18 protein-coding genes and 1 pseudogene are annotated in these 21126 nt (G+C 73.9%); 7 read left to right on the forward strand and 12 right to left on the reverse strand.

The features are described 5' to 3' along the window. Position 1 precedes the first annotated feature (1 nt). Complete coding sequence (gene aspS / locus CKY47_RS10040; RefSeq protein ID WP_306745414.1) at positions 2-1813, reverse strand: aspartate--tRNA ligase; 1812 nt, start codon at positions 1811-1813, stop codon at positions 2-4. Between the two features lie 150 nt (positions 1814-1963). On the opposite strand from aspS, the gene CKY47_RS10045 reads away from it, so the two are divergent. Both CKY47_RS10045 and CKY47_RS10050 read left to right on the forward strand, forming a co-directional pair. Further along, a complete protein-coding gene (locus CKY47_RS10045; protein ID WP_306745415.1) occupies positions 1964-2149 on the forward strand; it encodes a hypothetical protein in 186 nt (61 codons plus the stop codon). Positions 2150-2155: 6 nt separating this feature from the next. Then, positions 2156-2674, forward strand: coding sequence for a peptidylprolyl isomerase (locus CKY47_RS10050; protein WP_306745416.1), 519 nt, complete (start codon positions 2156-2158; stop codon positions 2672-2674). A gap of 97 nt (positions 2675-2771) precedes the next feature. On the opposite strand, the gene CKY47_RS10055 is transcribed toward CKY47_RS10050, so the two are convergent. After that, on the reverse strand, positions 2772-3956 hold the full coding sequence (locus tag CKY47_RS10055; RefSeq protein WP_306745417.1) for a S8 family peptidase: 1185 nt from the start codon (positions 3954-3956) through the stop codon (positions 2772-2774). A gap of 232 nt (positions 3957-4188) precedes the next feature. Here CKY47_RS10055 and CKY47_RS10060 point away from each other — a divergent pair, with 232 nt between their 5' ends. Further along, positions 4189-4638 carry a GNAT family N-acetyltransferase gene (locus tag CKY47_RS10060; protein WP_306745418.1) on the forward strand — a complete coding sequence of 150 codons (450 nt, stop codon included), beginning with the start codon at positions 4189-4191 and terminating at the stop codon, positions 4636-4638. Positions 4639-4653: 15 nt separating this feature from the next. On the opposite strand, the gene CKY47_RS10065 is transcribed toward CKY47_RS10060, so the two are convergent. Further along, positions 4654-5787: a S8 family peptidase gene (locus CKY47_RS10065; protein ID WP_306745419.1), complete on the reverse strand. Its 1134-nt coding sequence runs from the start codon at positions 5785-5787 to the stop codon at positions 4654-4656. A gap of 777 nt (positions 5788-6564) precedes the next feature. On the opposite strand from CKY47_RS10065, the gene CKY47_RS10070 reads away from it, so the two are divergent. Continuing rightward, complete coding sequence (locus CKY47_RS10070; RefSeq protein WP_306745420.1) at positions 6565-7494, forward strand: helix-turn-helix domain-containing protein; 930 nt, start codon at positions 6565-6567, stop codon at positions 7492-7494. Position 7495: 1 nt separating this feature from the next. Here the strand turns inward: CKY47_RS10070 and CKY47_RS10075 are convergent, their stop codons facing one another. From CKY47_RS10075 to CKY47_RS10110, 8 genes and pseudogenes are all read right to left on the reverse strand, one after another. Then, positions 7496-8653, reverse strand: a complete 1158-nt coding sequence (locus CKY47_RS10075; protein ID WP_306745554.1) for an acyl-CoA dehydrogenase family protein — start codon at positions 8651-8653, stop codon at positions 7496-7498. Positions 8654-8655: 2 nt separating this feature from the next. Further along, the gene (locus CKY47_RS10080) at positions 8656-10572 is read right to left on the reverse strand and encodes an acetyl/propionyl/methylcrotonyl-CoA carboxylase subunit alpha (RefSeq protein WP_306745421.1); all 1917 of its coding nucleotides are present in this window, start codon (positions 10570-10572) and stop codon (positions 8656-8658) included. Between the two features lie 7 nt (positions 10573-10579). Then, the gene (locus CKY47_RS10085; RefSeq protein WP_306745422.1) at positions 10580-12175 is read right to left on the reverse strand and encodes an acyl-CoA carboxylase subunit beta; all 1596 of its coding nucleotides are present in this window, start codon (positions 12173-12175) and stop codon (positions 10580-10582) included. Then, on the reverse strand, positions 12172-13323 hold the full coding sequence (locus tag CKY47_RS10090; RefSeq protein ID WP_306745423.1) for an acyl-CoA dehydrogenase family protein: 1152 nt from the start codon (positions 13321-13323) through the stop codon (positions 12172-12174). The genes CKY47_RS10085 and CKY47_RS10090 overlap by 4 nt, the downstream gene beginning before the upstream one ends. Further along, positions 13320-14893: pseudogene (locus CKY47_RS10095) on the reverse strand (acyclic terpene utilization AtuA family protein). The gene CKY47_RS10090 and the pseudogene CKY47_RS10095 overlap by 4 nt, the downstream one beginning before the upstream one ends. Next, positions 14890-15630, reverse strand: a complete 741-nt coding sequence (locus CKY47_RS10100; protein ID WP_306745424.1) for a TIGR03084 family metal-binding protein — start codon at positions 15628-15630, stop codon at positions 14890-14892. Before CKY47_RS10100 ends, CKY47_RS10095 begins: the two are co-directional and overlap by 4 nt. After that, the gene (locus CKY47_RS10105; protein WP_306745425.1) at positions 15627-16229 is read right to left on the reverse strand and encodes a TetR/AcrR family transcriptional regulator; all 603 of its coding nucleotides are present in this window, start codon (positions 16227-16229) and stop codon (positions 15627-15629) included. Before CKY47_RS10105 ends, CKY47_RS10100 begins: the two co-directional genes overlap by 4 nt. 71 nt (positions 16230-16300) lie before the next feature. After that, on the reverse strand, positions 16301-16702 hold the full coding sequence (locus tag CKY47_RS10110) for a nuclear transport factor 2 family protein (RefSeq protein ID WP_306745426.1): 402 nt from the start codon (positions 16700-16702) through the stop codon (positions 16301-16303). Between the two features lie 43 nt (positions 16703-16745). Between CKY47_RS10110 and CKY47_RS10115 the strand changes: the two genes are divergently transcribed. Beyond that, complete coding sequence (locus CKY47_RS10115; protein WP_306745427.1) at positions 16746-18143, forward strand: FAD-binding oxidoreductase; 1398 nt, start codon at positions 16746-16748, stop codon at positions 18141-18143. 70 nt (positions 18144-18213) lie between these two features. On the opposite strand, the gene CKY47_RS10120 is transcribed toward CKY47_RS10115, so the two are convergent. After that, positions 18214-19317 (reverse strand): hypothetical protein, encoded by a 1104-nt coding sequence (locus CKY47_RS10120; protein WP_306745428.1) that lies wholly within the window; start codon positions 19315-19317, stop codon positions 18214-18216. Between the two features lie 46 nt (positions 19318-19363). Between CKY47_RS10120 and pnuC the strand changes: the two genes are divergently transcribed. Beyond that, entirely contained in the window at positions 19364-20005 is a 642-nt protein-coding gene (pnuC, locus tag CKY47_RS10125; protein WP_306745429.1) for a nicotinamide riboside transporter PnuC, read from the forward strand. After that, positions 20002-21078 carry an AAA family ATPase gene (locus CKY47_RS10130; protein ID WP_306745430.1) on the forward strand — a complete coding sequence of 359 codons (1077 nt, stop codon included), beginning with the start codon at positions 20002-20004 and terminating at the stop codon, positions 21076-21078. The genes pnuC and CKY47_RS10130 overlap by 4 nt, the downstream gene beginning before the upstream one ends. Positions 21079-21126 lie beyond the last annotated feature (48 nt).

The raw sequence follows: 21126 nt of genomic DNA on the forward strand, positions 1-21126 counted from the left end.
GCTACGCGTTCTTCTCGGTCTTGTCGACGGCGTTCTTCCCGGCGCCCTTCTCGGCGGGCTTGGCGTCCACGCCCGCCTCCTTGCGCTGCTGCGCGGTGATGGGCGCGGGGGCCGCGGTCAGCGGGTCGTAGCCGCCGCCGCTCTTGGGGAAGGCGATGACCTCCCGGATCGAGTCGTAGCCGCCGAGCAGCATGGCGATCCGGTCCCAGCCGAACGCGATGCCGCCGTGCGGCGGGGCGCCGTACTTGAACGCGTCGAGCAGGAAGCCGAACTTCTCCTGCGCCTCCTCCGGGGTGATGCCCATGACCTGGAACGCCCGCTGCTGCACGTCGGCGCGGTGGATACGGATGGACCCGCCGCCGATCTCGTTGCCGTTGCAGACGATGTCGTAGGCGTAGGCCAGCGCGTTGCCCGGGTCCTCCTCGAAGCGGTCGACCCACTCCGGGGTGGGCGAGGTGAACGCGTGGTGCAGGGCGGTCCACTTGCCGCTGCCGACCGCGACGTCGTCGCCGATCTTGTCGACGGCCTCGAACATCGGGAAGTCCACGACCCACACGAAGGACCAGGAGCCCTCCTCGATCAGGCCGACCCGGTTCGCGATCTCCACGCGGGCCGCGCCGAGCAGGGCGCGCGCGCCGTCCGGGTCGCCCGCGCCGAAGAACACGCAGTCGCCGGGGTTCGCGCCGACGGCCTTGGCGAGGCCGTCGCGCTCCGCGTCGGACAGGTTCTTGGCGACCGGGCCGCCGAGCGTGCCGTCCTCGTTGACCAGCACGTACGCCAGGCCGCGGGCGCCGCGCTGCTTGGCCCACTCCTGCCACGCGTCGAGCGTGCGGCGGGGCTGCGACGCGCCGCCGGGCATGACGACCGCGCCCACGTAGGCGGCCTGGAACACCCGGAACGGGGTGTCCTTGAAGTAGTCGGTCAGCTCGGTCAGCTCCAGGCCGAAGCGCAGGTCCGGCTTGTCCGTGCCGTACTTGGCCATCGCCTCGGCGTAGGAGATGCGGCGGAACGGCTGCGCGATCTCGTGGCCGGCCAGGCCCTTCCACAGCGCGGAGACGACCTTCTCGCCCAGCGCGATCACGTCGTCCTGCTCGACGAAGCTCATCTCGATGTCGAGCTGCGTGAACTCCGGCTGCCGGTCGGCGCGGAAGTCCTCGTCCCGGTAGCAGCGGGCGATCTGGTAGTACCGCTCCAGGCCGCCGACCATCAGCAGCTGCTTGAACAGCTGCGGGGACTGCGGCAGCGCGTACCAGGAGCCGGGGCGCAGGCGCGCGGGCACCAGGAAGTCGCGGGCGCCCTCGGGCGTGGAACGCGTCAGGGTCGGCGTCTCGACCTCGACGAAGTGCTCCTCGTGCAGCACCTCGCGGGCGATCCGGTTGGCCTCGCTGCGCAGCCGCATCGCCTTGGCCGGGCCGCTGCGGCGCAGGTCCAGGTAGCGGTGGCGGAGGCGGGCCTCCTCGCCGACCTCCAGGTGGTCGTCGAGCTGGAACGGCAGCGGCGCGGCCTCGTTCAGCACCTCCAGCGAGGAGGCGTAGACCTCGACGTCGCCGGTGGGCAGGTCGGGGTTCTCGCTGCCCTCGGGGCGGCGGGAGACCTCGCCGACGACCTTGACGACGAACTCGGAGCGCAGCCGGTGGGCGCGCTCGGCCATCTCGCCCTCGCGGAACACGACCTGGGCCACGCCGGAGGCGTCCCGGAGGTCGATGAAGATCACTCCGCCGTGATCGCGCCTGCGGGCCACCCACCCGGTCAGGGTGACGGACTGCCCGGCGTGCTCGGCGCGGAGCGTCCCGGCCTCGTGCGTGCGCATCACGGGTGCTGCTCTCCTCGGGGTAGCTCGACCGACTGCTGGTCGTCAAGGCTAGCCAACGACCCGGGGGCCGCCGCCGGCAGGTTTCCCCGTGTCACGCCCGCGACGGCGGGGGCCACCCCGGTGAGCGGGGTGGACCGGGGTGGTGGACGGATGTCGAGCGGAGCCGCGATCCGCGGGTGGCAGGGGTTCTACGATCCCACGGTGCCCCGCCGCCGGATCGTCCTCGCCCTGCTCGCCGCGCCCCTCCTGGTGACCTCGTGCACCGCGTCGGTGGCCGGTCGCCCGGTGGCCGGACCCGTGCCCGACACCCCCGCCACGCCCACCGTGGCCTGCTAGTACGTCGTGCGCGGCCAGCCCCCCGCCGGGAAGGCGACGCCGCCGTCGCCCGACGCGGAGGCCACCGGCGCGGTGCGGCTCACCGTGGGCACCGACGGCGGCGAACTGGAGCTGGAGCTCGACGCGGCGAGCGCCCCGTGCCCCGTGCACAGCTTCCGCTCCCTCGCGGACCAGGGGTTCTTCGACGGCACCTCGTGCCACCGGCTCACCACGGTCGGGCTGTTCGTGCTCCAGTGCGGTGACGCCACCGGCACCGGGCAGGGCACGCCCGGCTACGCGTTCGACGACCCGGCCGCCGTGCCGGGCGAGTACCGGCGGGGCGTGGTGGCGATGGCGAACGCGAGCGCGCCGGGCACCAACGGCAGCCAGTTCTTCATCGTCCACCGGACAGCGAACTCGCCCCGGAGTACCCGATCGTGGGCCGGGTGGCGAAGGGCATGGACGTGGTGGACGTCGTGGCCTCGGCGGGTGTCGTGCCGGGCAGCGGGTTGGGCGAGGGGGGCGGCAGGCCCGTGCGGCCGCTGACCATCACCTCGACCGAGGAGGGCTTAGAGGTCGCCGGACGCGGCCAGGGCCGCCTCCCCGCGGTGGGGAGGCGGCCCTGGTCGGGTGACTGCCGGGATCAGGCGCTGGGCGCCAGGTAGAGCAGGCGGTTCGGGGAACCGGTGCCCGGGCTGGTGACGACGCCCGTGGTGGCCTGGCCGACCAGGTAGCCGGCGACCTGGGCCGGGGTGGCCGAGCGGTTGCCCTGGAGGTAGCGCGCCGCGGCGCCCGCGACGTGCGGGGTGGCCATCGACGTGCCGGAGATGGTGTTGGTGGCGGTGTTGCCGGTGTGCCACGCCGAGGTGATCGACGAGCCCGGCGCGAAGATGTCCACGACCGAGCCGTAGTTCGAGTAGCTGGCGCGGGCGTCGGTGTTGGTGGTCGCGCCGACGGTGATGGCGGCGGCCACGCGGGCCGGGGAGAAGGACGACGCGTTGGCGTTGCTGTTGCCCGCCGCGACGGCGTAGGTGACGCCCGCCGAGATCGAGCGGCTCACGGCCGTGTCGATCGCGGAGGAGACGCCGCCGCCGAGCGACATGTTCGCGACGGCCGGCTTGACGTGGTTGTTGGTCACCCAGTCGATGCCCTCGACCACGTCGGCGGTGGTGCCGGAGCCCTGGTTGTTGAGCACGCGGACGGCGTAGATCGTCGCGCCCTTGGCCACGCCGTAGGTGTTGCCGGCGATGGTGCCCGCGACGTGCGTGCCGTGGCCGTTGCCGTCCTGGGCGACGCTGTCGTTCTCCACCGCGTCGTAGCCGTTGCGGGCCCGACCGCCGAAGTCGCTGTGCGAGATGCGCACGCCGGTGTCGATGACGTAGGCGTTCACGCCCGAGCCGGTGGAGGTGTAGTTGTAGGTGGTGCTCAGCGGCCGGTTGCGCTGGTCGATGCGGTCCAGGCCCCACGGCGCGTTGGACTGCGTCGCCTGGGTGGTGAAGACCTGGTCCTGCTCGACGTACTCGACGGCCGGGTCGGCCGCGAGCCGCTTGGCCGCCTTCTCCGGCAGGGAGACGGTGAAGCCGTTGAGCGACTTGCTGAAGACGGTGTCGACCTGGCCGCCGTACTGCTTCGCCAGGCTGTCCGCGGACGCGGCGGAGCCGTCCTTCAGCTTGACGATGAAGTGGTCCTGCACCTTGACGGCGGCGTCCGCCGCACGGATCTCGCCCTCGGCGGCCTGGGCCGGGGCGGCCAACAGGGAGGTCGCGGTGACGGCGAGCGCCGTCGCCCCGACACCGGCCAGGAACCGGGCCTGTCGTGACTGTCGCATGCGTTGTCCGTTCTTCGGTGGTGGCTCCGCGTCGCCCCGGTTCTTGCAGGGACCAGGGACGATGACGGTGGGCCACCTCGCCCTCGCTGACCGTCACAACGTAAGCAACTGAACCGTTAACCCGGAAGTGTGAACAATTGACGGTTTCGCGGGAGCGTCAACAATCCGTCCCACCTGCGTCTTCCCATAATTCGAACGACTCTTGCGCAGCTCGGCGCTACGGTCCCCGGCCATGCGCCTGGAAGCGGTGAACGAGCGGAACTACCCGTCGGTGATCGGCCTGGAGCTGCACGAGGACCAGCGCGCGTTCGTCGCGAGCAACGTCAGGTCCATCGCGGACGCGTGGGTCCACCGCCCGAAGCTCGAACCGCTGGCGCTGTTCAGCGGCGACGACCTGGTCGGCTTCACGCTGCTCGAACGCGACGAGCCCGAGGTGCTGCACATCGTCCGCTTCATGATCGACCGCCGCGCGCAGGGACGCGGGCTGGGCCGCAAGGGGCTGGCCGCGATCGCCGATGTGGCGCGCGCCGAGGGCCGCACCCGGCTGGTGCTCAGCGTGGTGCCCGGCAACGCGGTCGCGACGGGCCTCTACCGGGCGTTCGGCTTCACCGAGACCGGCAAGGTGGACGGGGGCGAGATCGTGATGCGCCACGACCTCGCCCCCGCCGACCTGCCCGGCTGACCCCGTCCGGGGCGGTCAGCGCGCGGGCGACCAGTGCAGCAGGCGCCCGCCCCACGGCAGCGGCGTGGCCTCGCGCACGATCTCCGCGTGCACCTGGGCGGGTGTCGCGGTCGGCGTGCCCTGGAGGTGGCGGACGGCGACGCCGCTGACGAAGCCGGTCGCCATCGACGTGCCGCTCAGCGTGTTCACGGCGGTGTCGCCGGTGTGCCACGCCGAGGTGATGCCGACGCCCGGCGCGTACAGGTCGACGCCGGCGCCGTGGTTGGAGAACGGCGCCCGCGCGTCGGCCTGGTTGGTGGCGCCGGAGGTGAGGGCCTCGACGACGCGGGCGGGCGAGGTGTTGGCGACGGTGGTGTTGCTGCCGCCGGCGGTGACCGAGGCGGTGATGCCGGCCGCGATCATGCGGCGCACCGCGTCGTCCAGGGCGGTGGACGCCCCGCCGCCGAGGCTGAAGTTCGCCACGGCGGGGCGCACGGCGTTCTGCGTCACCCAGTTCACGCCCGCGATGACGCCCGCGATGGTGCCGCTGCCGTTGGCGCCCAGGACCCGGACGCCGCACACCCGGGCGCCCTTGGCCACGCCGTACGTGCTGCCGGCGATGACGCCCGCGACGTGCGTGCCGTGGCCGTTGTCGTCCTGGGCGACGGAGTCGTTGTCGACGGCGTCGTAGCAGTGGGACGCGCGGCCCGCGAACTCGCGGTGCGTGGTGCGGATGCCGGTGTCGACCACGTAGGCGGTGACGCCCGCGCCGACCGAGGTCCAGCTGTAGGTGGTGCTCGGCGGCAGGGGGCGCTGGTCGATGCGGTCCAGGCCCCACGGGGCGTTGGTCTGGGTCGCGTTGGCGTGCACGACCTGGTCCTGCTCGACGTACTCGACGGCCGGGTCGGCGGCGAGCCGGCGGGCCTGGCGCGGGGTGAGGGTGGCGGTGAAGCCGCCGAACGCGTCGAGCGAGCGCGTGACGCGGTCGCCGAGGCGGGTCGCGACGTCGGCTCGGCCGCTCTCGGTCTTCACGATGTAGCTGCCGGGCACGGCGGTCGGCGAGCCCGCGTGCAGGACGGCGGCCTCGGCCTGGGCGGGCGCGGTGAGGACGGCGGTGGTCAGGACGGCGGTCAGGGCGGTGGTGGCGAGACCCGGTAGGAGCGTGCGCATGGAGGTTCCCCTGCAGGGTGAGGAGGGACCGGCGCGGATCGCGCGCCGGGTGGTCGAGTCTGCCGAACGCGGGTCCGCCGCGGGAGCCCGCCGACGCCGGCGGTTCGGTGCCGGCGGTTCGGCGCCGGTCGCCGCGCGGTCCACCGCCCGTCCACCGCGTGTCCCACATCGTGGGCGCCGGGCGACTCCCGGACGTGATTGAGAAGCCATTCAACGCTGTGGAGAAAATATCGTCGCGGTTGTCGCGGAAAGGCGTGTGGAGGGCCCGCGCGGCGGTCGGGAGGAAGTCCTTCTCCGCAACCGCGCGGTCCCCGGGAACCTGTTTCCGCGACGCCGAACGGACCGGACCGCGCTCCCGGAACGTTCCAGAAGCCCTTGACCTGCGTCGACGACCGATTCTGCGCAACCCGGACCGGAACTTGCGACAACCGGCCGCCGTCCCGGTTCGCGACGACCGCCGCGAACCCGCCGCGGACGGCGGTGTGCTCCACATCACCCCATGTCCCCAGGGCTGTGCGCCGTCGGGCCGCCCGGACGGGACCAGACGTCCCAGCGCGGTGCGACGATCGCCCGACCAGCACCTTCACACCACTGCTGTTAATGAGAATTCAAACATTCCACCGCCGATCGGATTTCGCCGTCCGATTCGGTTAAATTCACTCCGGGAAACCCGATCGGCTGTACCGCACCGGCTATTTCCCGCGATAACGTCGCTCGCCTTGTCCACAGGAGAACGGAGCGAAGATGCCTACGCCAGTCGTCGGACAGGAATCGCGGGTGCGCGATCCCCGACGGGACGACGCGGGGGACGACCCCTTCGCGGACGCTTTGCGAGCGGCGATCCGGGCGAAAGGGCTCAGCCTGGAACGCCTCCAGCACAAGCTGCGGGGTCGCGGCGTGGCGGTCAGCATCGCCGCGCTGAGCTACTGGCAGTCGGGCCGGAGACGGCCGGAGCGACCGGACTCGCTCACCGCGGTCGGCCACCTGGAGGAGATCCTGGAGGTCGGCGAGGGCGGCCTGAGCACCCTGCTCGGCCCGCCGCGCCCGCGCGGCAAGGCGCGACCGCGGACCCGGGTCGCGGGTCCCGAGGGCTGGGTCGGCGAGCACGACCACGCCTCGATCGCCGAACTGCTCGCCGACGTCGACACGAGCACCGACCAGGACCTGACGCGGCTCAGCCTGCGCGACCAGGTGGAGCTCGCGATGGACGGCAGCACCCGCCGGGTGCGGTCGCGCCAGGTGCTGCGCGCCGAGCGCGCGGGCGTCGACCGGGTGCTGCTCGGCTACGACACCCGGCTGCCCGGCGACCCCCTGCCGGTGATCGGCACGCTGAGGTCGTGCCGGCTGGGACGGGTGTCCGCGGACCCCCGCAACGGCCTGATGGTCGCCGAACTGCTGTTCGACCGCCCGCTGCGCCGGGGTGAGCGGACCGCCGTGGAGTACGAGCTGATCCACGTCGCCCCGCACCACCCGACCTACGACAACACCCACTCCCGCCGGTTCCGCCTGCCGGTGCGCGAGTACGTCCTGGAGGTCCGCTACGACTCGCGCTGCCGACCCGCGCGCTGTGAACAGTTCACCACCGGTTTGACCGGTGGAGAACCAACCGACGTACGCGAAACCCCGGTGGACACCTGGGGCTACGCGTACGCGGTCGCGCTGGACTTCGGTCCCGGCGTCGTCGGCCTGCGCTGGGAATGGGCCTGACCTAATAGGAGCGCGGCAGTCGCAGCGTGTGCTGCGCCACGAAGTTCAGGATCATTTCCCGGCTGACCGGGGCGATGCGGGACAACCGGGACGCGGCGAGCAGGGCACCCAGTCCGTACTCGGACGACAGCCCGTTGCCGCCGTGCACCTGGATGGCCTGGTCCACCGCCCCCGCCACCGCCTCCCCCGCCGCGTACTTGGCCATGTTGGCCGCTTCGCCCGCGGCCCGGTCCTCCCCGGCGTCGTAGAGCGCCGCGGCCTTCTGGGTCATCAACCTCGCCAGCTCGACCTGGATCGCGCACTGCGCCAGCGGGTGCGCGATGCCCTGGTGCGCGCCGATCGGCGTGTCCCACACGGTCCTGGTGCGGGCGTAGTCGGCCGCCTGGTCCAGTGCGCGGCGGGCCATGCCGGTGGCGAACGACGCCGCCATGATCCGCTCGGGGTTCAGGCCGGCGAACAGCTGCGCCAGCCCCGCGTCCTCGGTGCCCACCAGCGCGTCGAGGGGCAACCGGACGTCGTCGAAGAAGCACGTGAACTGCTTCTCCGGTGACACGACCTCCATCGGGATGTGCCGGTAGGTGAAGCCGGGCGCGTCCGTCGGCACGATCACCAGGGAGGGGAGCAGGCGGTTGCCGGTCGCGTCGACGTGGCGTGCCACGACGAGCACGTGGCCCACCTCGTCGACGCCGGAGATGTAGTACTTGCCGCCACCGAGGACCCACTCGTCGCCGTCGCGGCGGATCGAGGTGGTGAGCCGGTGCGAGTTGGAGCCCGCGTCCGGCTCGGTGATGGCGAACGCCATCTTGGTGGTGCCGTCGGCGAACCCGGGCAGCCAGCGCCGCTTCTGCGCGTCGGTGCCGAAGCGGGCGATGACCGTGGCGCAGATGGCCGGCGAGACCACGGTCAGCAGCAGCGGGCACCCGGCGGCGGCCAGCTCCTCGCACACCGCGGCCAGGTCGCCGATGCCGCCACCGCCACCGCCGTACTCCTCGGGCACGGCGACGCCGAGGTAGCCGAGCCGGCCCGCCTCGGCCCACAGCTCGTCGGTCTTCTCCCCCGCCCTCGCCTTGGCGGTGAAGTACTCGTGGCCGTACTTCCCGGCCAGGTCGGCGACCGCCGCGCGCAGCGCGCGCCGCTCCGCGCTCTCGGTGAAGTTCATCGTCATCGCCCGGAACCTCCACTCGACCCCGCAAGCGGGTCTTCGACCACGACGGCGAGCACGTCGCCCGCGTCGACCTGCCGGCCCGCCTCGGTCAGGACCTCGGTGACCGTGCCCCCGGACGCGGCGAGCACCCGGTGCTCCATCTTCATGGCCTCCAGCACGAACAGCTCCGCGCCGGCCTCGACCCGCTGCCCCGCCTCGACGGCGACCCGGACGACCGTGCCGGGCATGGGCGCGACGGTCGCGCCCTCGGCCACCACCGCCTCCGGTTCGGGGAAGCGGGGGCGCGTCCGCAGCGACACCGGGCCCACCTCCACCCGGTCGTCGTAGACGGCGACCGGGTACGCCGTGCGCACGCCGCCGCGCTCGATCACCACCGCGTCGCGTGCCGCCGACACCACGGTCAGGCCCTCGACCCCGGTCTCCACGCCCGCGCGGGTGTGCCGGTAGTCGACCTCGACCACCTCGTCGCCGTGCTCGAACACCGCCCGCTGCGGCTGGGAGGCGAGGTTGCGCCACCCCAGGGGGGCGCCGGTCAGCGGCAGGGCGTCCCGCCGGCGCTCGGCCAGCGCGAGGGCGGCGGCCAGCGCGGCGGGCCGCACGTCGGTCCCCGGAGGTTCGGTGAGGCGGTGCTGGTCGAGGAACCCGGTGTGCGTCGCGCCCGCCTCGAACTCCGGGTGCCGCAGCACCCGGACGAGCAGGTCGCGGTTGGTGACCAGCCCGTGCAGCTCGGCCCGCTCCAGCGCGGCGGCCAGCTTGCGCACCGCGGCGTGCCGGGTCGGGGCCCACGCGACGACCTTGGCCAGCATCGGGTCGTAGTGCACGCCGACCTCGCTGCCGTCCTCGACGCCGCTGTCCACCCGGACCCCGCCGGGCACGGCGAAGCGGTGCAGCACGCCGCTCGCGGGCCGCCAGTCGTGCGCCGGGTCCTCGGCGTAGAGGCGGACCTCGACCGCGTGGCCGTCCGGGGACGGCGGTTCGGCGGGCAGCCGGGCACCCTCGGCGATGGCGAGCTGCCAGGCCACCAGGTCGACGCCGAACACCTCCTCGGTGACCGGGTGCTCCACCTGGAGGCGGGTGTTGACCTCCAGGAAGTGGAAGTCGCCGTCGTCGGTGTAGAGGAACTCGACGGTGCCCGCGCCGACGTAGCCGATGGCCTCGGCGGCCCGGGTGGCGGCGGCGAACAGCCGCTCGCGCGCCTCGGCGGTGACGGCCGGGCTCGGCGTCTCCTCGACGATCTTCTGGTGCCGCCGCTGGATGGAGCACTCCCGTTCCCCCAGCGCCCACACCGTGCCGTGCGCGTCGGCGAGCACCTGCACCTCGACGTGCCGCGCGTGCTCCAGCAGGGGTTCGCAGAACACCGTGCCGTCGCCGAACGCCGACTCCGCCTCGCGCCGGGCGGCGGCCACCGCCCCGGCCAGCCGGTCGTGCGACCGCACCACCCGCATCCCGCGACCGCCGCCGCCGGCGGACGCCTTGACCAGGAGCGGGAACCCGGTGGCGGTCTCCGGGTCCAGCTCGGGCAGCACCGGGACGCCGACGGCGGCCATCCGCTCCTTCGCGGCGACCTTCGAGCCCATCGCCTCGATCACGCCGGGGTCGGGGCCGACCCAGGTGAGCCCGGCGTCCAGCACGGCGCGGGCGAACGACGCGTTCTCGGACAGGAACCCGTAGCCCGGGTGCACCGCGTCCGCGCCCGACGCGAGCGCGGCGGCCACCAGCAGGTCGGCGCGCAGGTAGGTCTCGGTCGGCGACGCGCCGGGCAGGCGCACGGACGCGTCGGCCTCGCGCACGTGGGGGGCGCGGGCGTCGGGGTCGGAGAACACGGCGACGGGCGAGACGCCCAGCTCGCGGCACGTCCGGATGACGCGGCGCGCGATCTCGCCCCGGTTCGCGATCAACAGCCTGCGGATCATCCCGTCCTCACATCCGGAAGACGCCGTAGCCCTCGGCGCCCCTGATCGGTCCACTGTGGATCGCCGACAGGCACAGCCCGAGCACCGTGCGGGTGTCGCGCGGGTCGATCACGCCGTCGTCGTAGAGCCGGCCGGACAGGAACGCCGCCAGGGACTGCTGCTCGATCTGCCCCTCGACCATCCGCCGCATGGCCTCGTCGTGCTCCTCGGCGTACTCCTGCCCCTTCGCCGCCGCCGCCTGCCGCGCCACGATCGACAGCACGCCCGCGAGCTGCGCGGGCCCCATCACGGCCGACTTGGCGTTGGGCCAGGTGAACAGGAACCTCGGGTCGTAGGCCCGGCCGCACATGCCGTAGTTGCCCGCGCCGTAGGACGCGCCCATCACCACGGTCAGGTGCGGCACGCGGCTGTTCGACACGGCGTTGATCATCATCGCGCCGTGCTTGATGATGCCGCCCTGCTCGTACCGGGCGCCGACCATGTAACCGGTGGTGTTCTGGAGGAACAGCAGCGGTGTGTCGCCGCTGTTGGCGAGCTGGATGAACTGCGCCGCCTTCTGCGCCTCCTCGCTGAACAGCACGCCGCGCGCGTTGGCCAGCACCCCGATCGGGTAGCCGTGCAGGTCCGCCCACCCCGTCACGAGGGCGGCGCCGTAGTCGGGCTTGAACTCGTCGAACCTCGAGCCGTCCACCAGCCGGGCGATCACCTCGCGCGGGTCGAACGGCACGCGCAGGTCCGTCGGCACGAGCCCGAGCAGCTCCTCCTCGTCGAACAGCGGCGGCTCGGCGGGCTTCGGCGCGGGCCCGAGCTTGCGGCGGTTCAACCGGGCCACCACGCGCCGGGTCAGCCGGATCGCGTCGACCTCGTCGGTGGCCACGAAGTCCGCCAGCCCGGACGTGGTGCCGTGCATCCGCGCGCCGCCCAGCGACTCGTCGTCGGACTCCTCGCCGGTGGCCATCTTCACCAGCGGCGGCCCGCCGAGGAACACCTTCGAGCGGTCCTTGACCATGATCACGTAGTCGGACGTGCCCGGCACGTACGCGCCGCCCGCCGTGGCGTTGCCGAACACCGCGCTGATCGTCGGGATGCCCGCCGCCGACAGCCGGGTCAGGTCGCGGAACGCCCGCCCGCCGGGGATGAAGATCTCGCTCTGGCTGGGCAGGTCCGCCCCGCCGGACTCGACCAGCCCGATCAGCGGCAGGCGGTTCTGCAGCGCGATGTCGTTGGCGCGGAACGTCTTGCGCAGCGTCCACGGGTTGCTCGCGCCGCCGCGCACGGTGGGGTCGTTGGCCACGATCACGCACTCGACGCCCTCGACCACGCCGATGCCCGTCACCACGCTCGCGCCGACCGGGTAGTCGGTGCCCCAGGCGGCCAGCGGCGACAGCTCCAGGAACGGGCTGTCGGGGTCGACGAGCAGCTCGACGCGCTCGCGCGCCAGCAGCTTGCCGCGCCGGTGGTGCCGCTCGGTGTACTTCGGCCCGCCGCCCGCGAGGGCCTTGGCCTGCTCGGCGTCCAGCTCGGCCAGCTTGGCCAGCAACGCCTCCCTGTTCTCGGCGTAGCCCGGCGACCGGGTGTCCACCGCCGTGCGCAGCGTCGTCATGCCGTGTACCCCAATCGCCTGGCCGCCAGCTCGGTCATCACCTCGGTCGCGCCGCCCCCGATGCCGAGGACGCGCGCGTCCCGGTAGTGCCGCTCCACCTCCGCGTCGCGCAGGTAGCCGACGCCGCCGTGCAGCTGGACGGCGGCGTCCACCACGAACGAGCAAGCCTCGACGGCCGCGTTCTTCGCGAAGCACACCTGCGCCACGACCTCCTCGCCCCGCGCCGCCCGCACCGCCACCTCGCGGGTGTAGGTGCGGGCGAGGTCGACGCGCTGCGCCATCTCCACGAGCCGGTGCGACACGACCTGCCGCGCGATCAGCGGCTTGCCGAAGGTCTCCCGCTGCCGGACGTGCGCCACCGCGAGGTCCAGCGCGCGCTGGGCCGTCGCGTACGCCTGCACGGCCAGCGAGATCCGCTCCGCCTGGAACTGGCGCATGACCAGCCCGAACCCGGCGTTCTCCCCGCCCACGAGGTTCGCCACCGGCACGCGGGCGTCCACGAAGGACAGGTCGGCGGTGTCGGAGCAGTGCCAGCCCATCTTCTCCAGCCGCCGGTCCACGCCGAAACCCGGCGTGCCGCGCTCCACCACGAGCAGGCTGATGCCCCGGGAGCCCGGCCCGCCGGTGCGCACCGCCGTGGTCACGAAGTCCGCCCGCGTCCCGGAGGTGATGAACGCCTTCGCGCCGTTGACGACGTAGTGGTCGCCGTCACGGCGCGCGGTGGTGCGCAGCGCGGCCACGTCCGACCCGCCACCGGGTTCGGTGATGGCCAGCGACCCGATCAGCTCGCCCGCCAGGGCCGGCCGCGCGAACCGGTCGACCTGCGCCGGGTCGCCGGCGTCCACGATGTGCGGCACCGCGATGCCGTGCGTGAGCAGCCCGGCGACCAGGCCGGACGAGCCGCCCGCCTGGATCAGCTCCTCGGTGACCACGACGGTGTCGAGCAGGTCGCCCGCGCCGCCGACGGACTCGGGGAAGCCGACGCCCAGCAACCCGATGGACGCCGCCGCCCGGTGCAGCGAACGCGGCAGCCCGCCCGCGCGCTCCCACTCGTCCAGGTGCGGCACGACCTCCCGCTCGGTGAACCGCCGCACGGTCGCGCGCAGGTCCCGCCGCTCCGGCGTGTCGAACAGCTCTCCCGTGCTCACAGCAGCTCCTCGGGGACGTCCACGTGCCGGGAGCGCAGCCACTCGCCCAGCGCCTTGGCCTGCGGGTCGAACCGGGTGGAGGAGGCGACGCCGTCGCCGAGCAGGCCGCGCAGCACGAAGTTCAGCGCGCGCAGGTTCGGCAGCTCGTACCGGACGACCTCGCCCGCCTCGGGCAGCAGCTCCTTGAGCCGGGCCACCGTCAGCTCGGCGCGCAGCCACTCGTACCGCGCGTCGGTGCGCGCCCACACGCCGAGGTTGGCGTCACCGCCCTTGTCGCCCGACCGCGCGCCGGCGATCGAGCCCAGGGGGACCCTCCTGCGGGGGGCGCTCATACCTCGACCACCTCCCCGCCGGGCAGCACGACCCGGTGCGGCACGGCGTCGCGCGGCACGTACGCGGCCCGGTACACGCCGAACGGCGTGCCGTCGCCGGGCGGCGCGGTGACGTGGAACCCGGGGTAGGACGCCAGGGCCAGCTCGACGCCCGCGCGGGAGAACGCCTTGGCCCGCTTGGCGTCCGCGGTCTTGACCGTGACGTGCAGCAGCGCGCTCGCGGCCTCCTCGGTGTCGGCGTCGACGTGCTCGGTGCGCGCCAGCGCCCACGTCAGGCCGTCCGCGCCGATCGCGTCCTCCAGCTGCCGCCGCACCAGGTCCGCCTTGGCCTCGACGTCCAGGCCGGTCAGCACGAACGTGGTGGAGTTGCGGAACCCGCCGAGGGTGTTGAGGCACACCTTGAGCGTGTCCGGCGGCGGCGAGCCCCGGACGCCCGAGATCCGCACGCCCCGCTCGTGCGGGTCGAGCCGGATCGTGTCGAAGTGGCTGACCACGTCCGGGCCGGGGTAGGCGGGGTCGCCGATCTCGTAGAGCAGCTGGGCGGTGACCGTGTCGACGGTGACCGCGCCGCCCGTGCCGTCGTGCTTGGTGATCAGCGCCGACCCGTCGGCCTCGACCTCCGCGATGGGGAACCCGGGCCGGGTGGCGTCGATCTCGGTGAAGAACGGGTAGTTGCCGCCGGTGGCCTGGGCGCCGCACTCCAGGACGTGCCCGGCGACGGTGGCGCCGGCCAGCCGGTCCCAGTCGTCGCGGTCCCAGCCGAAGTGCGCGGCGGCGGGGCCGACGACCAGCGAGGCGTCGGTGACGCGCCCGGTGACGACGACGTCCGCACCCGCCTTCAGCGCCTCGGCGATGCCCCACGCGCCGAGGTAGGCGTTGGCGGTCAGCGCGTCGGGGAAGTCGGACCGCACGTCGTCCCCGGTCACGTACGCGACCTTCGCGCCGGTCCCGAGCCCGTCGATCGCCGCCGCCAGGCCCTCCGGGTTCAGCCCGCCGGCGTTGGAGACGATCTTCACGCCGCGCTCCAGCGCCTCGCCGAGGTTGTCCTCCAACTGGCGCAGGAACGTGCGGGCGTAGCCCAGCGCGGGGTCCTTCGCGCGGTCGCGGCCGAGGATCAGCATGGTCAGCTCGGCCAGGTAGTCACCGGTCAGCACGTCGAGCCGGCCGCCGCGCAGCATCTCGCGCACGGCGGAGAACCGGTCTCCGTAGAAGCCGGAGGCGTTGCCGACGCGGATCACGACCGCTCCCGGCCCGGTCCGGGCGGACCGGCGAACGCCTGCGCGATGGGCAGCCACGCGCTCGCCGTCGGACCGGTGGCGGTGACCGCGAGGTCGTCGCGGTGGCGGCGCTGCGTGGCGAGCAGGCAGAAGTCCAGCGCGGGACCGGTGATCCGGTCCGCGGCCTCCTCGGGGCCCCACGCCCACTGCTCGCCGCCCGGTCCGGTCAGCTCGACGCGCACCGGCTCGTCCGGCACGGGCAGGCCGTTGACCAGGAAGGCGTAGCCGAACGCCCGGACCGCGATGTGCGCGACGTGCCGGAGCCGCCGGGTGGGTTCGCGGACCACGCCGAGCGCGTCGGCCACGTCCTGGCCGTGCGCCCACGTCTCCATCAGCCGGGCGGTGGCCATGGACGTCGGGCTCATCGGCGGCCCGAACCACGGCACCTTGGCGCCCGGCGGCACGGCGAGCAGCGCGGCGGCCAGCTCCTCGCGGCTCGCCCGCCACTCGTCGAGCGTCACGGGTTCCCGCGCGCCCTCGTCGACCAGGTCGCCCGTGGCCGACTCCAGCGCCTCGGCGAACGCGCCCGGGTCGCGCGCGGCGAGCGCGGCGATCCGGTCCGTCCAGCGCAGGTGGCTGATCTGGTGGGCGATCGTCCAGCCGGCGGCGGGCGTGGGCAGCGACCAGTCGGCGTCCGCGACCAGGTCGTCCAGCACCCCGCTCTCCGCGCGCAGGTCGTCCAGCACTCCGGTGATCACAGCCCGTCCCCTTCCAACGCCGCCTCCAGCATCCGCGCCCAGTGCCGGACGATCCGCCGGCGCCGGTTCCCGTCGTCGGTGAGCTGGTTCGCGAGCGCCAGGCCGCGCACCAGGTCCAGGGTGATCTGCACGGCCTCGCGCACGCCGGGCTTCGCCTCGTCGGCGTCCAGCAGCCCGACGGCCAGCCGGTGCGTCTCGCGCCCGATGCGGGCCTCCAGCGGCACGACCACCGTCCTGAGGTCGGGGTCGGTGCGGGCGGCGACCCACAGTTCGAGGGCGGCGGTGAACAGGTCGCTCGCGTAGAAGTCGGCGATCAGCTCGACCACCGCGACGACGCTGCCGTGCACGGTGCGCGCGCGGTCCTTGAGGTGCAGGACGCTCTCCGCGCCCAGGTGCTCGACCGCGGCGGCGACCAGCTCGCCGCGGGTGCGGAAGTGGTGCAGCTGGGCGCCGCGGGAGACGCCCGCGCGCTCGGCCACCACCGTCGTCGTCGTGCCCGACCAGCCCAGCTCGACGAGGCAGGCGACCGTCGCCTCCATGAGCTTGCGCCGGGTCTCCCGGCTGCGGTCGGCCTGCCGCTGCCTGGTCTCGGGGGCCATGCGGCAGAGTGTTCCGCGCCACTAACAAACAGTCAAGACTGATTGTTAGTGGCGCGGAAGCCCCTCCGGGACTACCAGCCACCCTGGACCATCGTCTGGAACAGCCACCTCCCGTCGACCTTGACCAGCAGGTCGCCGTACCGCACGACCTGCGAGAACTCCCCCGCCGTGATGGTCGCGTCGGTGATGACGAACACGAGGTCGGCGTTGACGAAGTGGGGCGTGCGCACCGACTCCATCCGCACGTCCCCCTCCCCCAGCGAGGCGGCCATGTCGGTCAGGAACCGCGCGCGGTCCCACGACCGCGCCGATCCGTCGGTCACCGCGTTGACCGGGAACAGCGCCTTGTCCGCCATGCCCTCCACGTCCTTGGCCACCGCCAGGGCGTCCCACTCCTCGAACCACGCGAGCACACCCGCGACGTCCTCGTCGCTCGGCGCGAAACCCGCTCCACTGCTCGGCACGGCACTCATGTCGTACAACGTACCGTACGTCGTACGATGGCAGGATGCGATGGTGGTCACCTCACGACGGGCAGTGCTGCGGTGGGCGGGGACGGGTGCGATCGGGGCGGTGGCGGGCGGCACCGGCGGGCCGCCGCCGCGGTGGGCGCGATTACGGGCCCGGCTCGCCGGCGGGCTGCTGCTGCCCGGCGACGCCGGCTACGACACGGCCCGCCTGCCGTTCAACAGCCTGTTCGACCACCACCGGCCCGCCGCGATCGCCCGCTGCGCGCGCCCGGACGACGTGCGGCACTGCCTGGACGAGGCCCGGCGGTCCCACCTCCGGGTGGCCGCGCGCGGCGGTGGTCACGGCTACGCCGCGTACTCCACGCCCGACGAAGGGCTCGTGGTGGACCTCGCGCCGATGTCCGGGGTCGAGGTGCGCCCGGACGGCACGGCCGTCGTCGGCGCGGGCGCCCGGCTGCGCGACGTCTACGCCGCCCTCGGCGCGGCCGGCCGGTGCCTGCCGCTGGGCAACTGCCCGTCGGTCGGCATCGCGGGCCTCACCCTGGGCGGCGGCCTCGGCTGGCTCGACCGCGCGTACGGGTTGACGTGCGACCGGCTGCGGTCGGCGCGGGTCGTCACCCCGGACGGCCGCCTGCTCACCGCGTCCGGGGCGAGCGAGCCCGACCTGTTCTGGGCGCTGCGCGGCGGTGGCGGCGGGAACTTCGGCGTCGTCACGTCGTTCGAGTTCGACACCGTCCCCGCCCCGCCGGCGCTGACGGTGTTCCGCGTGCGCTTCCCCGCCGGGTCCGCCACCGACGTGCTCGGCGCGTGGCAGCCGTGGAGCACCGCCGTGCCGGACGAGCTGTCGAGCACCTGCGTGGTGCTGCCGGACGGCTCGGTCGACCTCACCGGGTGCCGGGTCGGCCCCGTGCCGGCGCTGCGGGCCGAGGTCGCCCGCCTCCTCGACGCGGTCGGCGCCAGGCCGCCGCTGGAGGACGCCGAGGTCGACCTCCCCACCGCGATCGGGATCATGACCGGCGGCCACCCGCCCCGCAACGCCTTCCGGGCGTCCTCGCGGATCGCGGACCGGCCGTGGGCCGACCCGGCCGCCGTCGCGGGCACCCTGGACGGCAAGGGCGGCACGCTGCTCATCGTCGCCGCGCTCGGCGGCGCGATCGACCGGGTGGGGCCGCGCGGCACGGCCTACCCGCACCGGGGCTCGGTCACGTCGATCGAGGTGTTCGGCACCGTGGGCGACCGCCCGCCCGCCGAGGTCACCCGCGAGGTCGACGACGTGCAACGCGCCCTCGCACCGCTCGTCGGCACCGGCACGTACGTCAACTACCTCGACCCGCTCCAGCGGGACTGGGCGCGGACCGCGTACCGGCACAACCTGCCCCGGCTGCGCGCGGTGGCGCGGCGCTACGACCCGGACCGCGTGCTGCGCTTCCCCCGCTCCCTCTGACCCCACCCGCCCAGCCCGGGAGTCCAACCTCCAGGCCGCGAGAGTCCGACGCCCAGGAGCCGGGAGTTGTTTACTCGCGAGTGAAGAACTCAGAGGTCCTGGGCGTCGGACTCTCGCGACCCGAGGGTTGGACTCTCGCCGGGGACGCCGGGGACGCCGGTGGGGTCGCGGGCGGGGCAGGGCAGTTGTGGCTGACCAGGCCGTTGGCCACGAAGTCGCCGGTGCCGGTGGTGATGTCGTACAGCGTCCGCGTCACGCCCAGCGACTCCACCGCCACCACGGCCAGCTGCGACGTCACGGGCACCGCCATGCCCTCCACGGCGTTGCCGCGCCTGATGGCCGGTTCGACCAGGTGCAGGAACCGCAGCCGCCCGGCCAGCCCTCCGACGACGCGCAGCCCGCGCACCTCGACCGCGTGCGGCACCGCCAGCCGGGTCAGCGCGAGCGCGGCCGCCTCGAACACGGCGCTGTCCGAACTGGACACCACCAGCTCGCCGCCGGTCGAGCTGCCCCGCGAGTCGAACAGCCCGGCCAGGAAGCCCTTCGACCACCCGTCGCCGGGCGCGGTGGGCCACTCGACCAGGTCGCGGTCGCGCGGCACGTCGCCCGCCGAGAACTCGCGGGCCCGCGCCAGCACGTCCGGGTCGCCGGGCAGGCCGCCGCGCACCACTCCCCACAGGTAGCCGTCGCGGTAGTCCCGCACGTGCGCGGGCGGCGCGGCGAACCGGCCCGTGCCGACCAGGCGGGCGCCCTTCACCAGGAAGGGGCGCTCGTCGGCGTCGTCGCTCCGACCGGGCGTGACGTGCCTCCAGCCCTCGTCGGTGAGGAACCGGTGGTCCCCGCCGGCCACGACCTGCGTGCCGTCGCCCAGCGTCACCCGGTACGCGGGCCTGCTGGTCTTCCAGTGCGCGCGCACCCGCGTGACGACGAACCGGCCGTCCCGCGTGCCGAACACCTCCTCGCCCGCGGACAGCTCGCCGATCGGCGCGGTGCGCCCGTCGGCCAGCAGCACGGGCGTGTCGCCCGCCAGGCAGTGGGCGCGGGCGGGTCCGGCGCCCACCTCGTGGGACGCGACGTCGTCGGGGTGGGGGGTTCGTACGCTGCGGACCAGTCCCGGCGACCCCGGTGGAGCCTGCTGCCGGTCCGCCCCGTCCTCCTGCCCGTCACATCGCATAACCCCATTCGAACACGCGTTCGAATCATGGTCAAATGGAGCCGCCTTGTCCCCGCTGGACCTGATCCTGTGGCCGTTCACCACCCCGGCCGTCACCTTCGCGGGCGTCACCACGAGCTGGGGCGAGGTGGCGGGCTTCGTCACGGGCGCGCTGTGCGTGTGGCTGGTCGCCCGCCAGAACCCGCTCAACTGGCCGATCGGCATCCTCAACAACCTGGCCTTCCTGGTGCTGTTCGCGACCAGCGGCCTGTACGCGGACTCCGGTCTCCAGGTCGTCTACATCGCACTCGCGCTCTACGGCTGGTGGGCGTGGTTGCGCGGTGGCGCGGAGCGCACCGCCCTGCCGGTCGGCCGGACCACGCGCGCCCAGTGGTGGTGGCTCGCGGCGGCGGGCGCGGCGGGAACCCTGCTGCTGGTGTGGGTGCTCACCTCGTTCACCCCCTCGACCGTGCCGTGGGCGGACTCGGTCACCACCGTGCTCTCCCTGCTCGCCACCTGGGGACAGACCCGCAAGAAGGTCGAGTGCTGGTGGCTGTGGATCGCGGCGGACGTCGTCTACGTCCCGTTGTACGCCTACAAGGACCTGTGGCTGACCGCGATCCTCTACGTCGGCTTCATGGCCCTGTGCGTGCTGGGCCTGCGCAACTGGACGAAGGCGCTGCGCGAGGACGAGCGGGTCGCGGCGTGACGGACTTCGACCACGCGCTGGTGCTGGGCAAGTTCTACCCCCCGCACGCGGGGCACCACCACCTCGTCCGCACCGCCGCCGCGCGCAGCGCGCGCACGACGGTGACCGTGCTGGCGTCGCGCGTCGAGTCGATCCCGGTCGCCGACCGGGTGGCGTGGCTGCGCGCCGAGCACGCCGGGACACCCGGCCTGGTCGTCCTCGGCGACGTCGACGACCACGAGATGGACTTCGACAGCGACGAGGTGTGGGAGCTGCACATGGGCGTCGCGCGGGCGGTGCTCGCGCGCCGGGCGATCCTGGACGGCGACCCGGCGTCGGCCGCCGTGGACGCGGTGTTCTCCAGCGAGCGCTACGGCGGGGAGATGGCCGAGCGGCTCGGCGCCCGGCACGTGCCGGTCGACCCGGACCGGGGTGCGCACCCGGTGTCCGGCACCGCGATCCGGGCGGACCCGCGGGCGAACTGGGCGCACCTGGCGCCCGCCACCCGAGCGGGCCTGTGCGCCCGGATCGTGGTGCTCGGAGCCGAGAGCACCGGCACGACGACGCTGTCGCGACAACTCGCGGCGCACCTCGACGCGCCCTGGGTACCCGAGTACGGCCGACTCCACACCGAGCACAAGCTGGCCGCCGCGCGGGCGTTCGACCCGGCCGCGTCCGCCGATCGTCTGGTGTGGACGGTCGGTGACTTCCAGGACGTGGCCGAGAGGCAGGAGGAGCTGGTCCGCGCCGCCTCCACCGGGCCGGTCGTGGTGTGCGACAACGACGCGTGGGCGGCCACGGTCTGGGGTCACCGCTACCTCGGCGCGGCCCGCGACGACATCGCGCCGGACGCCCGCCGCCCCGCCCTGTACCTGCTGACCGACCACGTCGGCGTGCCGTTCGAGCAGGACGGGTGGCGGGACGGCGAGCACCTGCGCGCGTGGATGACCGGGCTGTTCCGGGAGGGCCTGGCGGCGCGGGGCGTGCCGTGGCGGTTGGTCACGGGAACACCGGACCAGCGGCTGCGGCAGGCCCTCGGGGCCTGCGAGGAGGCGGTCGCCCGGCACTTCCGGTTCACCGACCCGCTGGGGTGACCCCGCCTCCGGGCTCGGGGGTCGCCGGTGGGCGCCGCTCGACCCGGA

Origin of the sequence: Saccharothrix longispora (assembly GCF_030852425.1) — a bacterium.
Lineage (GTDB): Bacteria > Actinomycetota > Actinomycetes > Mycobacteriales > Pseudonocardiaceae > Actinosynnema > Actinosynnema longispora.

Coding starts and splice junctions, on each gene's coding strand:
- CKY47_RS10045 (WP_306745415.1), top strand. CDS start 1,964: ATGTCGAGCGGAGCCGCGATCCGCGGGTGGCAGGGGTTCTACGATCCC.
- CKY47_RS10055 (WP_306745417.1), bottom strand. CDS start 3,956: ATGCGACAGTCACGACAGGCCCGGTTCCTGGCCGGTGTCGGGGCGACG.
- CKY47_RS10060 (WP_306745418.1), top strand. CDS start 4,189: ATGCGCCTGGAAGCGGTGAACGAGCGGAACTACCCGTCGGTGATCGGC.
- CKY47_RS10065 (WP_306745419.1), bottom strand. CDS start 5,787: ATGCGCACGCTCCTACCGGGTCTCGCCACCACCGCCCTGACCGCCGTC.
- CKY47_RS10075 (WP_306745554.1), bottom strand. CDS start 8,653: ATGAACTTCACCGAGAGCGCGGAGCGGCGCGCGCTGCGCGCGGCGGTC.
- CKY47_RS10080 (WP_306745421.1), bottom strand. CDS start 10,572: ATGATCCGCAGGCTGTTGATCGCGAACCGGGGCGAGATCGCGCGCCGC.
- CKY47_RS10085 (WP_306745422.1), bottom strand. CDS start 12,175: ATGACGACGCTGCGCACGGCGGTGGACACCCGGTCGCCGGGCTACGCC.
- CKY47_RS10105 (WP_306745425.1), bottom strand. CDS start 16,229: ATGGCCCCCGAGACCAGGCAGCGGCAGGCCGACCGCAGCCGGGAGACC.
- CKY47_RS10110 (WP_306745426.1), bottom strand. CDS start 16,702: ATGAGTGCCGTGCCGAGCAGTGGAGCGGGTTTCGCGCCGAGCGACGAG.
- CKY47_RS10120 (WP_306745428.1), bottom strand. CDS start 19,317: ATGCGATGTGACGGGCAGGAGGACGGGGCGGACCGGCAGCAGGCTCCA.